This window comes from Pseudomonas sp. B14(2022), assembly GCF_012030485.1.
Classification (GTDB): domain Bacteria; phylum Pseudomonadota; class Gammaproteobacteria; order Pseudomonadales; family Pseudomonadaceae; genus Aquipseudomonas.
In genome coordinates, this window is the sequence record NZ_JAAUVM010000018.1 from 70,897 (window position 1) to 84,051 (window position 13,155).

12 protein-coding genes and 2 tRNA genes are annotated in these 13,155 nt (G+C 57.0%); 13 read left to right on the forward strand and 1 reads right to left on the reverse strand.

From position 1 onward, the window contains the following. Positions 1–6 precede the first annotated feature (6 nt). From carB to HCF10_RS22870, 3 genes are read left to right on the forward strand one after another with little or no spacing between them, the layout of a single operon-like run. Positions 7–3,228 carry a carbamoyl-phosphate synthase large subunit gene (gene carB / locus HCF10_RS22860; RefSeq protein WP_131699400.1) on the forward strand — a complete coding sequence of 1,074 codons (3,222 nt, stop codon included), beginning with the start codon at positions 7–9 and terminating at the stop codon, positions 3,226–3,228. Then, on the forward strand, positions 3,225–3,701 hold the full coding sequence (greA, locus tag HCF10_RS22865) for a transcription elongation factor GreA (RefSeq protein WP_090399746.1): 477 nt from the start codon (positions 3,225–3,227) through the stop codon (positions 3,699–3,701). The genes carB and greA overlap by 4 nt, the downstream gene beginning before the upstream one ends. A 28-nt stretch (positions 3,702–3,729) precedes the next feature. Beyond that, on the forward strand, positions 3,730–4,134 hold the full coding sequence (locus HCF10_RS22870) for an MFS transporter (protein WP_131699401.1): 405 nt from the start codon (positions 3,730–3,732) through the stop codon (positions 4,132–4,134). Between the two features lie 9 nt (positions 4,135–4,143). Here the strand turns inward: HCF10_RS22870 and HCF10_RS22875 are convergent, their stop codons facing one another. Next, entirely contained in the window at positions 4,144–4,452 is a 309-nt protein-coding gene (locus HCF10_RS22875; RefSeq protein WP_017139256.1) for a YhbY family RNA-binding protein, read from the reverse strand. Between the two features lie 105 nt (positions 4,453–4,557). Between HCF10_RS22875 and rlmE the strand changes: the two genes are divergently transcribed. The 10 genes from rlmE (at position 4,558) to nusA (ending at position 13,152) form a co-directional block, all read left to right on the forward strand. After that, a complete protein-coding gene (gene rlmE, locus HCF10_RS22880) occupies positions 4,558–5,208 on the forward strand; it encodes a 23S rRNA (uridine(2552)-2'-O)-methyltransferase RlmE (protein WP_105523285.1) in 651 nt (216 codons plus the stop codon). Positions 5,209–5,408: 200 nt separating this feature from the next. Further along, on the forward strand, positions 5,409–7,319 hold the full coding sequence (ftsH, locus tag HCF10_RS22885; protein ID WP_010562674.1) for an ATP-dependent zinc metalloprotease FtsH: 1,911 nt from the start codon (positions 5,409–5,411) through the stop codon (positions 7,317–7,319). Positions 7,320–7,327: 8 nt separating this feature from the next. Further along, positions 7,328–8,179, forward strand: a complete 852-nt coding sequence (gene folP / locus HCF10_RS22890) for a dihydropteroate synthase (RefSeq protein WP_131699403.1) — start codon at positions 7,328–7,330, stop codon at positions 8,177–8,179. A 16-nt stretch (positions 8,180–8,195) separates the two neighbouring features. Continuing rightward, positions 8,196–9,533 carry a phosphoglucosamine mutase gene (gene glmM / locus HCF10_RS22895; RefSeq protein ID WP_053137798.1) on the forward strand — a complete coding sequence of 446 codons (1,338 nt, stop codon included), beginning with the start codon at positions 8,196–8,198 and terminating at the stop codon, positions 9,531–9,533. Positions 9,534–9,599: 66 nt separating this feature from the next. After that, positions 9,600–10,355, forward strand: coding sequence for a triose-phosphate isomerase (gene tpiA, locus HCF10_RS22900; protein WP_145336557.1), 756 nt, complete (start codon positions 9,600–9,602; stop codon positions 10,353–10,355). A gap of 4 nt (positions 10,356–10,359) precedes the next feature. Beyond that, the gene (secG, locus tag HCF10_RS22905) at positions 10,360–10,743 is read left to right on the forward strand and encodes a preprotein translocase subunit SecG (protein ID WP_145336813.1); all 384 of its coding nucleotides are present in this window, start codon (positions 10,360–10,362) and stop codon (positions 10,741–10,743) included. Between the two features lie 22 nt (positions 10,744–10,765). Beyond that, a tRNA-Leu gene (locus HCF10_RS22910) sits at positions 10,766–10,851 on the forward strand. Between the two features lie 96 nt (positions 10,852–10,947). Beyond that, a tRNA-Met gene (locus tag HCF10_RS22915) sits at positions 10,948–11,024 on the forward strand. A 140-nt stretch (positions 11,025–11,164) separates the two neighbouring features. Beyond that, on the forward strand, positions 11,165–11,623 hold the full coding sequence (rimP, locus tag HCF10_RS22920) for a ribosome maturation factor RimP (RefSeq protein WP_003235029.1): 459 nt from the start codon (positions 11,165–11,167) through the stop codon (positions 11,621–11,623). Positions 11,624–11,670: 47 nt separating this feature from the next. Beyond that, positions 11,671–13,152 carry a transcription termination factor NusA gene (gene nusA, locus HCF10_RS22925; protein WP_003212187.1) on the forward strand — a complete coding sequence of 494 codons (1,482 nt, stop codon included), beginning with the start codon at positions 11,671–11,673 and terminating at the stop codon, positions 13,150–13,152. Positions 13,153–13,155 lie beyond the last annotated feature (3 nt).

Here is a 13,155-nt window from a genome sequence, read left to right on the forward strand (position 1 = left end):
AAACCCATGCCAAAACGTACAGACATAAAAAGCATCCTGATTCTCGGCGCTGGCCCGATCGTGATCGGCCAGGCCTGCGAATTCGACTACTCCGGCGCCCAGGCCTGTAAAGCCCTGCGCGAAGAGGGTTACCGCGTCATCCTGGTGAACTCCAACCCGGCTACCATCATGACCGATCCGGACATGGCCGACGCCACCTACATCGAGCCGATCAAGTGGCAGACTGTTGCCAAGATCATCGAGAAAGAGCGTCCAGACGCACTGCTGCCGACCATGGGCGGCCAGACTGCGCTGAACTGCGCCTTGGACCTGGAGCGCGAAGGCGTCCTGGAAAAGTTCGGTGTAGAGATGATCGGCGCCAACGCTGACACCATCGACAAGGCTGAAGACCGTTCGCGCTTCGACAAGGCGATGAAGTCCATCGGCCTTGACTGCCCGCGCTCGGGTATCGCCCACAGTATGGAGGAGGCCAACGCAGTTCTCGAAAAGCTGGGCTTCCCGTGCATTATCCGTCCGTCCTTCACCATGGGCGGCACCGGTGGTGGCATTGCTTACAACCGTGAAGAGTTCGAAGAAATCTGCGCGCGTGGCCTGGATCTGTCGCCGACCAAAGAGCTGCTGATCGACGAATCCCTGATCGGCTGGAAAGAGTATGAGATGGAGGTTGTCCGCGACAAAAAGGACAACTGCATCATCGTCTGCTCCATCGAAAACTTCGACCCGATGGGCGTGCACACCGGCGACTCGATCACCGTTGCTCCGGCGCAGACCCTGACGGACAAGGAATACCAGATCATGCGTAACGCCTCGTTGGCGGTATTGCGTGAGATCGGCGTTGAAACCGGTGGTTCCAACGTTCAGTTCGGCATCTGCCCGGACACAGGCCGCATGGTCGTGATCGAGATGAACCCGCGTGTATCGCGTTCTTCGGCGCTGGCATCGAAAGCTACCGGCTTCCCGATTGCGCGTATCGCTGCCAAGCTGGCTATCGGCTACACCTTGGACGAACTGCAAAACGAAATCACGGGCGGCGCGACGCCTGCGTCTTTCGAGCCGTCTATCGACTACGTTGTCACCAAGCTGCCGCGTTTTGCTTTCGAGAAATTCCCGAAAGCCGACGCGCGTCTGACCACTCAGATGAAGTCCGTGGGTGAGGTCATGGCCATTGGCCGGACTTTCCAGGAGTCCCTGCAGAAAGCCCTGCGTGGCCTGGAAGTGGGGGTTTGCGGCCTGGACGAGAAGCTTGACCTGGGCAATCCGGAAAGCATGAGCATCCTCAAGCGAGAGCTGACCGTGCCGGGCGCCGAGCGCATCTGGTACGTGGCCGATGCTTTCCGTGCCGGCATGACCGTCGAAGACATCTTCGGCATGAACATGATCGATCCGTGGTTCCTGGTGCAGATCGAAGATCTGATCAAGGAAGAAGAGAAGGTCAAGACCCTCGGTCTGTCGTCTATCGACCGCGACCTGATGTTCCGCCTCAAGCGTAAAGGCTTCTCCGACCAGCGTCTGGCCAAGCTGCTGGGTGTGACCGAGAAGAACCTGCGCACGCATCGCCACAAGCTGGATATTTTCCCGGTCTACAAGCGCGTTGACACCTGTGCTGCCGAGTTCGCCACCGACACTGCGTACCTGTACTCCACCTACGAGGAAGAGTGCGAAGCTGCGCCGTCGGGCCGCGACAAGATTATCATCCTGGGCGGTGGTCCGAACCGTATCGGCCAGGGCATCGAATTCGACTATTGCTGCGTACACGCCGCCCTTGCGCTTCGCGAAGACGGGTACGAGACCATCATGGTCAACTGCAACCCGGAAACTGTTTCCACTGACTACGACACTTCCGACCGTCTGTACTTCGAGCCGGTAACGCTGGAAGACGTGCTGGAAATCTGCCGCGTCGAGAAGCCAAAAGGCGTGATCGTCCAGTATGGCGGCCAAACCCCGCTGAAACTGGCGCGTGCCCTGGAAGCCGCTGGCGTACCAATTATCGGCACCAGCCCTGACGCCATCGACCGTGCCGAAGACCGTGAGCGTTTCCAGCAAATGGTTGAACGCCTGAACCTGCGTCAGCCGCCAAACGCTACCGTGCGCAGCGAAGACGAAGCCATCCGCGCCGCCAGCAAGATCGGCTACCCGCTGGTGGTGCGTCCGTCCTACGTGCTGGGCGGCCGTGCGATGGAAATCGTCTACGAAGAAGAAGAGCTCAAGCGTTACCTGCGTGATGCAGTAAAAGTGTCCAACGACAGCCCGGTGCTGCTGGACCACTTCCTCAACTGCGCCATCGAAATGGACGTGGATGCGGTTTGCGACGGTACCGACGTGGTCATCGGCGCGATCATGCAGCACATCGAACAGGCGGGCGTTCACTCCGGTGACTCCGCATGCTCGCTGCCGCCTTACTCGTTGCCTGCACATATCCAGGACGAGATGCGCGAACAGGTCAAGAAAATGGCCTTGGAGTTGGGTGTTGTCGGCCTGATGAACGTGCAGTTGGCGCTGCAAGGCGAAGACATCTACGTCATTGAAGTCAATCCGCGTGCTTCGCGTACCGTGCCGTTCGTTTCCAAGTGCATTGGCGTGTCCCTGGCCATGATCGCTGCGCGTGTGATGGCGGGTAAGACCCTGAAGGAAATTGGCTTCACCAAGGAAATTATTCCGAACTTCTACAGTGTGAAAGAGGCAGTGTTCCCATTTGCCAAATTCCCTGGTGTGGACCCGATCCTGGGCCCAGAGATGAAGTCCACCGGTGAAGTGATGGGCGTGGGCGATACCTTCGGTGAAGCATTCGCCAAGGCTCAGATGGGCGCCAGCGAAGTGCTGCCGACCGGCGGTACTGCGTTTATCAGCGTGCGTGATGATGATAAGCCGCTGGTTGCAGGCGTGGCCCGTGATCTGATCAACTTGGGCTTTGAAATCGTGGCAACTGCCGGGACGGCCAAGCTGATCGAAGCGGCTGGCCTGAAAGTGCGCCGCGTGAACAAGGTGACGGAAGGCCGTCCGCATGTGGTCGACATGATCAAGAATGACGAAGTCACGCTGATTATCAACACCACCGAAGGTCGCCAGTCGATCGCGGATTCCTACTCCATTCGCCGTAATGCCTTGCAGCACAAGATCTACTGCACCACCACTATTGCTGCTGGCGAAGCTATCTGCGAAGCGCTCAAGTTCGGTCCGGAAAAGACCGTGCGCCGCTTGCAGGATCTACACGCAGGATTGAAGGCATGATCAAATACCCAATGACTGTCCAAGGCGCCAAGGCCCTGGAAGAGGAGCACGCCCATCTGACCAAGGTCGTACGTCCAAAGCTGAGCCAGGACATCGGTACGGCCCGCGAGCTGGGTGACTTGAAGGAAAACGCCGAATACCACGCTGCTCGTGAGCAGCAGGGTATGGTCGAGGCGCGGATCCGTGATATCGAAGGCCGTATGCAGAATGCGGTGATCATCGACGTCACGACTATTCCGCACACTGGCAAGGTGATTTTCGGTACCACCGTGGAGATCGCCAACGTTGAGACTGACGAGAGCGTGGTCTACCACATCGTGGGAGAGGACGAGGCTGACTTCAAACTCGGCAAAATCTCCGTCGGCTCACCACTGGCCCGTGCCTTGATCGCCAAGGAGGAGGGTGATGTGGTGTCTGTCAAAACGCCCGGCGGTGTGATCGAGTACGAGATTGTTGAAGTTCGTCACGTCTGAAAGGCGGCGCCCGCTTCGTGCGGGCGCCATGCTTTGGCAGCTTGCCCAGATGCTTTGGGTGGGTGGTGTGTGGCTATTGCATATTGGTGTATTGCCGGCGCTGGGCCTGATTGGCCTGGCCCCGCTGCTGATCGATGAGATCGATGGATTATTGAGTGCGCTGCTGGTGGGATTCGCGGCGGCGTGCGTAGCGCTTCAGGCGTTGGTGCTGGTCAAGGCTGAAGGCTTGGAGAGTTTGTGGCGGGATATTCGCGGCCAACTGCTGTTGATGGCGCTGTATGCATGTGCAATGTATTGCATTGTGCATGTCTGGCTGCCGGAAGCGTTGCGCTGGCAGCTATTCAGCTATCTTGTGCTAGGGTTCTCCGGCCTGGTGCTGGTTATACAGCCTGCTCCAGGATGGAGTGGCGGGGCGCGCGAAGCACGCCCGTGACCCTTTGTGTTACTTGAAGCGGTGTACGTTCGACAGTTGCTTGTTGACGCTGAAGTTCTTGCGATACAGCAGCGCCATCTTGCCGATGACCTGAACCAGGTCTGCTTTGCCAACCTTGCACAGTTCTGCAATGGCGGCCAGGCGCGCTTCGCGGTCAAGGATGTTGACCTTGATCTTGATCAGTTCGTGATCGCCCAGTGCGCGTTCAAGTTCGGCTAACACACCTTCAGTCAAACCGTTGTCTGCCACAATCAGAACTGGTTTCAGATGGTGGCCAATGGATTTGTACTGTTTCTTCTGCTCTTGAGTGAGCGGCATAATCTGACCCCTGCGTCTGATCTTGTAAAAAGCGGCGGCCAGTTTACCCGAGCGAGTCCGGGACCGCCCAGTTAATCACGACCCGTTTTATTTTCGAGGTGGCCCGTGGCCCGTTCCAAAACTAGCCTTAAGTGGCTGCAAGAGCATTTCAACGATCCTTACGTCAAAAAGGCGCAAAAGGATGGCTATCGTTCCCGGGCCAGCTACAAGCTGTTGGAGATCCAGGACAAGGACAAGCTGATTCGCCCAGGCATGAGCGTTATCGATCTTGGCGCGGCCCCTGGTGGTTGGTCCCAGGTGACCAGTCGTCTGATTGGTGGCCAAGGTCGCCTGATCGCTTCCGACATCCTGGAGATGGACAGCATCCCGGACGTGACCTTTGTTCATGGCGATTTTACCCAGGACACGGTGCTCGCCCAGATCCTTGAGGCTGTGGGAAATTCGCAGGTAGACCTTGTGATTTCCGACATGGCCCCCAATATGAGTGGATTACCGGCCGTTGATATGCCCCGGGCCATGTTCCTTTGCGAGTTGGCGCTGGATTTGGCGGGTCGGGTGTTGCGTCCCGGTGGCGATTTCCTGGTGAAGGTGTTCCAGGGAGAGGGTTTCGACGAGTACCACAAGAACATCCGCAAGTTGTTCGACAAGGTGCAGACGCGTAAACCTGACTCTTCCCGGGACAGGTCCAGAGAGCAATATCTGCTGTGCCGCGGCTTCCGCGGTGTCGAAGGCGCGGAGAGTGAAGAGCGTTTTTGAGGAATTCGAGGAGGGCGATAGGTTTTTTTATATCGCTTTCGTCACGAAGCTTTACGAATATTGTGTAGTCAAAGTTTCACAAAGGGTTACAGACGGCGCCTGCCAGAGTTGTAGGTAATGTAGTAAGTTAGGCCGGTGAATATCATGCGAAGCGCGCGCCAGTAGCGGAGCTTGCTTCAGAGGGTAGTTAATTGAACGATATGGCAAAGAATCTGATCCTGTGGTTGATCATCGCGGCTGTCCTCGTGACGGTGATGAACAACTTCTCCAGCCCTAACGAGCCGCAGACCCTCAACTATTCCGACTTCATCCAGCAAGTTAAGGATGGCAAGGTCGAGCGCGTAGCGGTTGATGGCTACGTGATCACCGGCAAACGCAACGATGGCGACAGCTTCAAGACCATTCGTCCGGCAATCCAGGACAACGGCCTGATCGGTGACCTGGTGGATAACCACGTGGTTGTCGAAGGCAAGCAGCCTGAGCAGCAGAGCATCTGGACTCAACTCCTGGTGGCAAGCTTCCCGATCCTAGTGATCATTGCCGTGTTCATGTTCTTCATGCGCCAGATGCAGGGCGGTGCGGGAGGCAAGGGCGGACCGATGAGCTTCGGCAAGAGCAAGGCGCGCCTGCTCTCTGAAGACCAGGTGAAGACCACCCTGGCTGACGTAGCGGGTTGCGATGAAGCCAAGGAAGAAGTCGGCGAGTTGGTTGAGTTCTTGCGCGATCCAGGCAAATTCCAGCGCCTGGGTGGCCGTATTCCTCGCGGCGTGCTGATGGTCGGCCCTCCAGGTACCGGTAAAACCTTGCTGGCCAAGGCGATTGCCGGCGAAGCCAAGGTACCGTTCTTCACCATTTCCGGTTCTGACTTCGTCGAAATGTTCGTCGGTGTCGGTGCGAGCCGAGTTCGCGATATGTTCGAACAGGCCAAGAAGCATGCGCCATGCATCATCTTCATCGATGAAATCGACGCCGTTGGTCGCCATCGTGGTGCTGGCATGGGCGGTGGTCATGATGAGCGTGAGCAGACCCTTAACCAGTTGCTGGTCGAGATGGATGGTTTCGAAATGAATGACGGCATCATCGTCATCGCGGCGACCAACCGTCCGGACGTGCTCGATCCTGCGTTGTTGCGTCCAGGCCGTTTTGACCGTCAGGTCGTGGTTGGCTTGCCGGACATCCGTGGGCGCGAACAAATCCTGAAAGTGCACATGCGCAAAGTGCCGATGGGCGACGACGTTGCACCGGCTGTGATTGCCCGTGGTACCCCGGGGTTCTCGGGTGCTGATTTGGCCAACCTGGTGAACGAGGCTTCGCTGTTTGCAGCCCGTACCGGCAAGCGCATCGTTGAAATGAAAGAGTTCGAGCTGGCGAAAGACAAGATCATGATGGGCGCTGAGCGCAAATCCATGGTCATGTCCGAAAAAGAGAAGCAGAACACTGCGTATCACGAAGCGGGTCACGCCATCGTGGGGCGCGTCGTGCCTGAGCATGACCCGGTCTACAAAGTGTCGATCATTCCTCGTGGTCGTGCGTTGGGTGTCACCATGTTCCTGCCGGAAGAGGATCGTTACAGCCTCTCCAAGCGTGCGCTGATCAGCCAGATCTGCTCGCTGTACGGTGGTCGAATCGCTGAAGAGATGACCTTGGGCTTCGACGGTGTGACCACTGGGGCTTCCAACGACATCATGCGCGCCAGCCAAATTGCGCGAAACATGGTGACCAAGTGGGGCTTGTCGGAAAAACTCGGTCCTTTGATGTACGCCGAGGAAGAAGGTGAAGTATTCCTGGGGCGTGGCGGCGGTGGTCAAAACGCCAGTTTCTCCGGTGAGACAGCCAAGCTGATCGACTCTGAAGTGCGCAGTATCATTGACCAGTGCTACGGTACGGCCAAGCAGATTCTGACCGATAATCGCGACAAGCTGGATGCAATGGCTGATGCGCTGATGAAGTACGAGACCATCGATGCGGACCAGATCGACGATATTATGGCCGGTCGAACGCCTCGTGAGCCACGCGATTGGGAAGGCGGCTCGGGCACCTCTGGCACTCCGCCAGTGGTTCAGAACGAACGTCCTGAAACCCCAATCGGTGGCCCGGCAGCTGACCATTAAGGTTTGAAATGACTTTTGCTTCGTCCTCCCCCCGGTTGCCTTGCGGCAACCGGGTTCTTGATTTGGCCCATACACATGTTATGGGCATTCTTAATGTAACCCCTGACTCCTTTTCCGATGGTGGCCGCTTCAGCCAGCTTGATGCTGCATTGCGTCACGCAGAAGCCATGGTGGCGGCCGGTGCGACCTTGATTGATGTGGGCGGTGAATCGACGCGGCCTGGTGCTCGTGTTGTTTCCCCTCTGGAGGAGTTGGAGCGCGTGGCGCCGATTGTCGAGCGCATCGCTCGAGAGTTGGATGTGATCATTTCGGTGGATACCTCTACCCCGGCCGTAATGCGTGAGACTGCGCGATTGGGGGCCGGCTTGATCAATGATGTGCGCTCCCTGCGGCGCGACGGCGCTCTGGATGCAGCTGCAGCTACCGGTTTGCCGGTGTGTTTGATGCATATGCTGGGTGAGCCCGGCAATATGCAGGACAGCCCGCACTATGATGACTTGGTTGGTGAGGTGAGTGGTTTTCTCTCCGAACGGGTTGCCCAATGCGCTGCGGTAGGTATTGCGCCGGAAAGGATCATCCTTGATCCGGGGTTTGGTTTCGCCAAGACCCTGCAACACAATTTGAGTTTGTTCAAACACATGGAGTCCTTGCATGCCCTTGGTCGGCCCCTGTTGGTCGGTGTTTCGCGCAAGAGCATGATAGGGCTGGCATTGAATCGCCCGGTGGGTGAGCGGTTGTACGGCGGTCTTGCACTGGCGGCGCTTGCGGTGACCAAGGGTGCGCGCATCTTGCGTGTGCATGACGTTGCTGAGACCCTGGATGTGGTGCGCATGATTGCAGCTGTGGAATCAGCCGAATAAGAATGATGGAGCACTTATGACTAAAAAATACTTTGGCACCGACGGTATCCGTGGTCGGGTCGGCGAGTTTCCGATTACTCCTGATTTCATGCTCAAGCTTGGATGGGCGGCGGGTATGGCGTTCCGCAGCATGGGGGCGTGCCGCATCCTGGTGGGCAAGGACACCCGAATTTCGGGGTACATGTTTGAATCAGCGCTTGAGGCCGGCTTATCCGCCGCAGGCGCCGATGTGATGTTGCTGGGGCCAATGCCGACGCCCGCGATTGCATACCTGACGCGTACCTTTCACGCTGAGGCCGGTATTGTGATCAGTGCTTCGCACAATCCACATGACGACAACGGCATCAAGTTTTTCTCCGGTCAGGGCACCAAGTTGCCGGATGAGATTGAGCTGATGATCGAAGAGCTGTTGGATGCGCCGATGACCGTGGTCGAGTCCAGTAAGCTGGGCAAGGTGTCGCGCATCAATGACGCATCCGGTCGTTATATCGAGTTCTGCAAGAGCAGTGTGCCAACCAGTACCAATTTTGCCGGCCTGAAGATTGTCGTCGACTGCGCCCATGGTGCGACCTACAAAGTCGCGCCAAGCGTATTCAAGGAGCTGGGCGCAGACGTGACAGTGCTTTCGGCTCAGCCCAACGGATTGAACATCAACGAAAACTGCGGCTCCACCCATATGGAGCAGTTGCAAGCAGCTGTCCTGGCAGAGCATGCCGACCTCGGGATTGCCTTCGACGGTGACGGCGACCGCGTGCTGATGGTTGACCACACGGGTGCCGTGGTCGATGGCGATGATCTGTTGTTCATCATTGCCCGCGACCTGCATGAACGTAACAAGCTGCAAGGCGGTGTCGTCGGTACGCTGATGAGCAACCTTGGGCTTGAGCTGGCGTTGGCAGACCTGGGTATTCCTTTTGTTCGCGCCAATGTCGGTGACCGGTATGTGATCGCCGAACTGCTGGAGCGTAACTGGCAGGTAGGTGGTGAGAACTCCGGGCACGTGGTGTGCTTCCAACACACTACCACCGGTGACGCGATTATTGCGGCGTTGCAGGTGCTATTGGCTTTACGTCGCCGCGAAGAGAGCCTGGCTCAGGCGCGTCAGGCTTTGCGCAAATGCCCGCAAGTATTGCTTAACGTGCGTTTCGCAGGCGGGGAAAACCCGATCGAGCACCCTGCTGTCAAAGAGGCTTGCGAACGCGCGACCCTGGCAATGGCTGGTCGTGGACGGGTATTGCTGCGCAAGTCTGGCACAGAGCCTTTGGTGCGCGTTATGGTCGAAGGTGACGACGAAATACAGGTTCGCGGCCATGCCGAGGACCTGGCAAAACTGGTAACTGAAGTTTGCGCCTGAATTCGGCTTGCCAGTGATGATGTGGTTGGGTAACATCTGCGCCCACTTTGACCGACGAGGTACAGCATGCGTCGCACTATGGTAGCTGGTAACTGGAAGATGCACGGTACCCGCGCCAGTGTCGCTGAGCTGATCAATGGCCTTCGTCACTTGGCCTTGCCTAGCGGTGCTGATATCGCGGTGTTCCCGCCTTGCTTGCATATCACCCAAGTGGTTGATGGCTTGAAAGGTAAGTCGATTCAGGTCGGCGCGCAGAATTCTGCGGTGGAAGCCATGCAAGGTGCGTTGACCGGTGAGATTGCACCGAGTCAGTTGGTTGATGCGGGTTGTTCCTATGTGCTTGTCGGGCACTCCGAGCGCCGTCAGATGATGGGCGAGCGTGATGGGACGCTCAATCGCAAGTTCGCAGCGGCACAGGCTTGTGGCTTGATTCCGGTGTTGTGTATTGGGGAGACCCTTGAGCAGCGTGAATCGGGCAAGACTCTTGAGGTTGTCTCGCGTCAGCTTGGCAGCATCATCGAGGAGCTGGGTGTTGGTGCGTTCGCAAAGGCGGTAATTGCTTACGAGCCGGTCTGGGCCATTGGTACCGGGCTGACTGCTACACCGCAACAGGCGCAGGATGTGCACGCAGCCATCCGCGCTCAGTTAGCGGCAGAGAATTCTGACGTCGCACAAGGTGTGCGGCTTCTATACGGCGGCAGCGTGAAGGCGGCCAATGCGGTCGAACTGTTCGGCATGCCGGATATCGATGGGGGGCTCATTGGTGGAGCTTCCCTGAATGCAGATGAGTTCGGTGCGATTTGTCGCGCCGCGGGAAACTGAAAAAATGCTGGAAACAGTCGTAGTCGTTTTTCATCTGTTGGCTGCCTTGGGCGTAGTTGCCCTGGTTTTGTTGCAACAGGGTAAAGGTGCGGATGCTGGTGCGTCTTTCGGTGCAGGTGCTTCAAATACTGTGTTCGGAAGCCAAGGTACCTCTACCTTTCTTAGTAAGTTTACTGCTATACTTGCCGCCGGTTTCTTCATAACCAGCTTAGGGTTAGGTTACTTTGCTAAAGAGAAAGCTCATGCGCTGACTCAAGTAGGTTTGCCAAACCCAGCGGTGTTGGAAGTGCCAAAAGCAAAACCGGCTTCTGATGATGTCCCGGTGCTTCAAGAGCAAAAGTCGGCTACTCCAGCGACTGACGTACCTCCAGCTCAAGAGCAGAAGTAAGAAGTGTTGTAAGCGCTGTATTGCCGAGGTGGTGGAATTGGTAGACACGCAACCTTGAGGTGGTTGTGCCCATAGGGTGTAGGGGTTCGAGTCCCCTTCTCGGTACCAATTATCAGGAGAGCCCGCTGTTGCGGGCTTTCTTGTAGGTGGAAGGTTACATTGACCCTGTAAGGGATCGGTCGTATACTTCCGCCCCAGCTTTGTCGCGGGGTGGAGCAGTCTGGTAGCTCGTCGGGCTCATAACCCGAAGGTCGTCGGTTCAAATCCGGCCCCCGCAACCAGTTTTAGCGGAGCCCCTTTTAAGGGGCTTTTTGTTAGCTGGACACTTTCAACGCCGCTGTTCGACGGCGTTTCAAGGATGGGCGTTTCGCCCATTTTTTTATTTTGCACAGCATGCACATACATGCACGAGGGGGTTCAGGTGTCGAGCAAGCTAGAAGAGTTGCAGGCCTTGTTGGCCCCGGTGGTCGTGGCCCTAGGCTATGAATGCTGGGGTATTGAGTTTTCGGCTCAAGGTCGCCACTCAATGTTGCGCGTTTATATCGATAAAGAGGGCGGTGTGCTGGTGGACGATTGTGCCATTGTCAGCCGTCAGATCAGCGGTGTTCTGGATGTTGAAGATCCTATCTCCGTTGAATACACCCTCGAAGTTTCCTCGCCAGGCATGGAACGCCCACTGTTCACTATTGATCAGTTTGCAAAATTTGCCGGTGAACAAGTGAAGATCAAGCTGCGATCCCCGTTCGAAGGGCGTCGCAACTTTCAGGGCCTTCTGCGCGGTGTAGAAGAACAGGATGTAGTGGTGCAGGTAGAAGACCATGAGTTCCTGTTGCCGATCGATATGATCGACAAGGCCAACATTATTCCCAGTTTTGACTGAGACGCGGATCCCGCGGATCCAATGGCTTGCGAAAGGCGAGGCGTACGATGAGCAAAGAAGTACTGCTGGTTGTTGAGTCGGTATCCAATGAAAAGGGTGTACCGGCAAACGTGATTTTTGAAGCGCTGGAGCTGGCCCTGGCCACTGCTACCAAAAAGCGTTTTGAAGACGAAGTTGATCTGCGTGTGGAAATCAACCGCCACACTGGTGCCTATGAAACTTTCCGTCGCTGGACGGTCGTTGAAGAAGCCGATCTTGATGATCCGGCCATCGAAACCTGGCCGAGCAAGGTTGCTGAAACGCACCCAGGCGCCCAGGTCGGTGATGTCGTCGAAGAAAAGATCGAATCCATCGAGTTCGGCCGTATCGCTGCACAGACCGCCAAGCAGGTCATCGTGCAGAAGGTTCGTGAAGCCGAGCGCGCTCAAGTCGTTGACGCCTATCGCGAGCGCCTGGGTGAAATCATCTCCGGCACCGTGAAAAAAGTTACCCGCGACAATGTGATCGTCGACCTGGGCAATAACGCCGAAGCGTTGCTGGCCCGCGAAGACATCATCTCTCGCGAAACCTTCCGTGTCGGCGTGCGTTTGCGTGCGCTGCTCAAGGAAATCCGCACCGAGAACCGTGGCCCTCAGTTGATCCTGTCGCGTACTGCGCCGGAAATGCTGATTGAGCTGTTCCGTATCGAGGTGCCGGAAATTGCCGAAGGCCTGATCGAAGTCATGGCTGCGTCCCGCGACCCGGGTTCACGTGCCAAGATCGCGGTCCGCTCCAAGGACAAACGCATCGACCCGCAAGGCGCTTGCATCGGTATGCGCGGTTCGCGCGTCCAGGCAGTGTCGGGCGAATTGGGCGGTGAGCGCGTGGACATCGTCCTATGGGACGATAACCCGGCGCAGTTCGTGATCAATGCCATGTCGCCGGCTGAAGTGGCGGCAATTATCGTTGACGAAGATGCCCATGCAATGGACATCGCCGTTGGCGCAGACAATCTGGCTCAGGCCATTGGTCGTGGTGGTCAGAACGTGCGTCTGGCCAGCCAGTTGACCGGCTGGACCCTGAACGTGATGACCGAATCGGACATCCAGGCTAAGCAGCAAGCTGAAACCGGTGACATCCTGCGCAACTTCATCGACGAGTTGGAAGTCGACGAAGACCTGGCGCAGGTGCTGGTAGATGAAGGCTTTACCAGCCTGGAAGAGATTGCCTACGTACCGTTGGAAGAAATGCTCAACATCGACGGCTTTGACGAAGACACCGTCAACGAGCTTCGCGCTCGGGCCAAGGATCGTTTGTTGACTAAAGCCATCGCTACTGAGGAAAAGCTGGCAGACGCCCATCCGGCCGAAGACCTGCTCTCGCTTGAGGGTATGGACAAGGATTTGGCGATGGAACTGGCGGTGCGCGGCGTAATTACCCGCGAAGACCTGGCCGAGCAGTCTATTGACGATCTGCTCGACATCGACGGCATTGACGATGATCGTGCCGGCAAGTTGATCATGGCCGCCCGAGCCCATTGGTTCGAGTAATTA

What these genes read in the sequence shown, in the direction of transcription:
- carB (WP_131699400.1), top strand. Translation starts at nt 7, where the DNA reads ATGCCAAAACGTACAGACATAAAAAGCATCCTGATTCTCGGCGCTGGC.
- greA (WP_090399746.1), top strand. Translation starts at nt 3,225, where the DNA reads ATGATCAAATACCCAATGACTGTCCAAGGCGCCAAGGCCCTGGAAGAG.
- HCF10_RS22870 (WP_131699401.1), top strand. Translation starts at nt 3,730, where the DNA reads ATGCTTTGGCAGCTTGCCCAGATGCTTTGGGTGGGTGGTGTGTGGCTA.
- HCF10_RS22875 (WP_017139256.1), bottom strand. Translation starts at nt 4,452, where the DNA reads ATGCCGCTCACTCAAGAGCAGAAGAAACAGTACAAATCCATTGGCCAC.
- ftsH (WP_010562674.1), top strand. Translation starts at nt 5,409, where the DNA reads ATGGCAAAGAATCTGATCCTGTGGTTGATCATCGCGGCTGTCCTCGTG.
- folP (WP_131699403.1), top strand. Translation starts at nt 7,328, where the DNA reads ATGACTTTTGCTTCGTCCTCCCCCCGGTTGCCTTGCGGCAACCGGGTT.
- glmM (WP_053137798.1), top strand. Translation starts at nt 8,196, where the DNA reads ATGACTAAAAAATACTTTGGCACCGACGGTATCCGTGGTCGGGTCGGC.
- tpiA (WP_145336557.1), top strand. Translation starts at nt 9,600, where the DNA reads ATGCGTCGCACTATGGTAGCTGGTAACTGGAAGATGCACGGTACCCGC.
- secG (WP_145336813.1), top strand. Translation starts at nt 10,360, where the DNA reads ATGCTGGAAACAGTCGTAGTCGTTTTTCATCTGTTGGCTGCCTTGGGC.
- nusA (WP_003212187.1), top strand. Translation starts at nt 11,671, where the DNA reads ATGAGCAAAGAAGTACTGCTGGTTGTTGAGTCGGTATCCAATGAAAAG.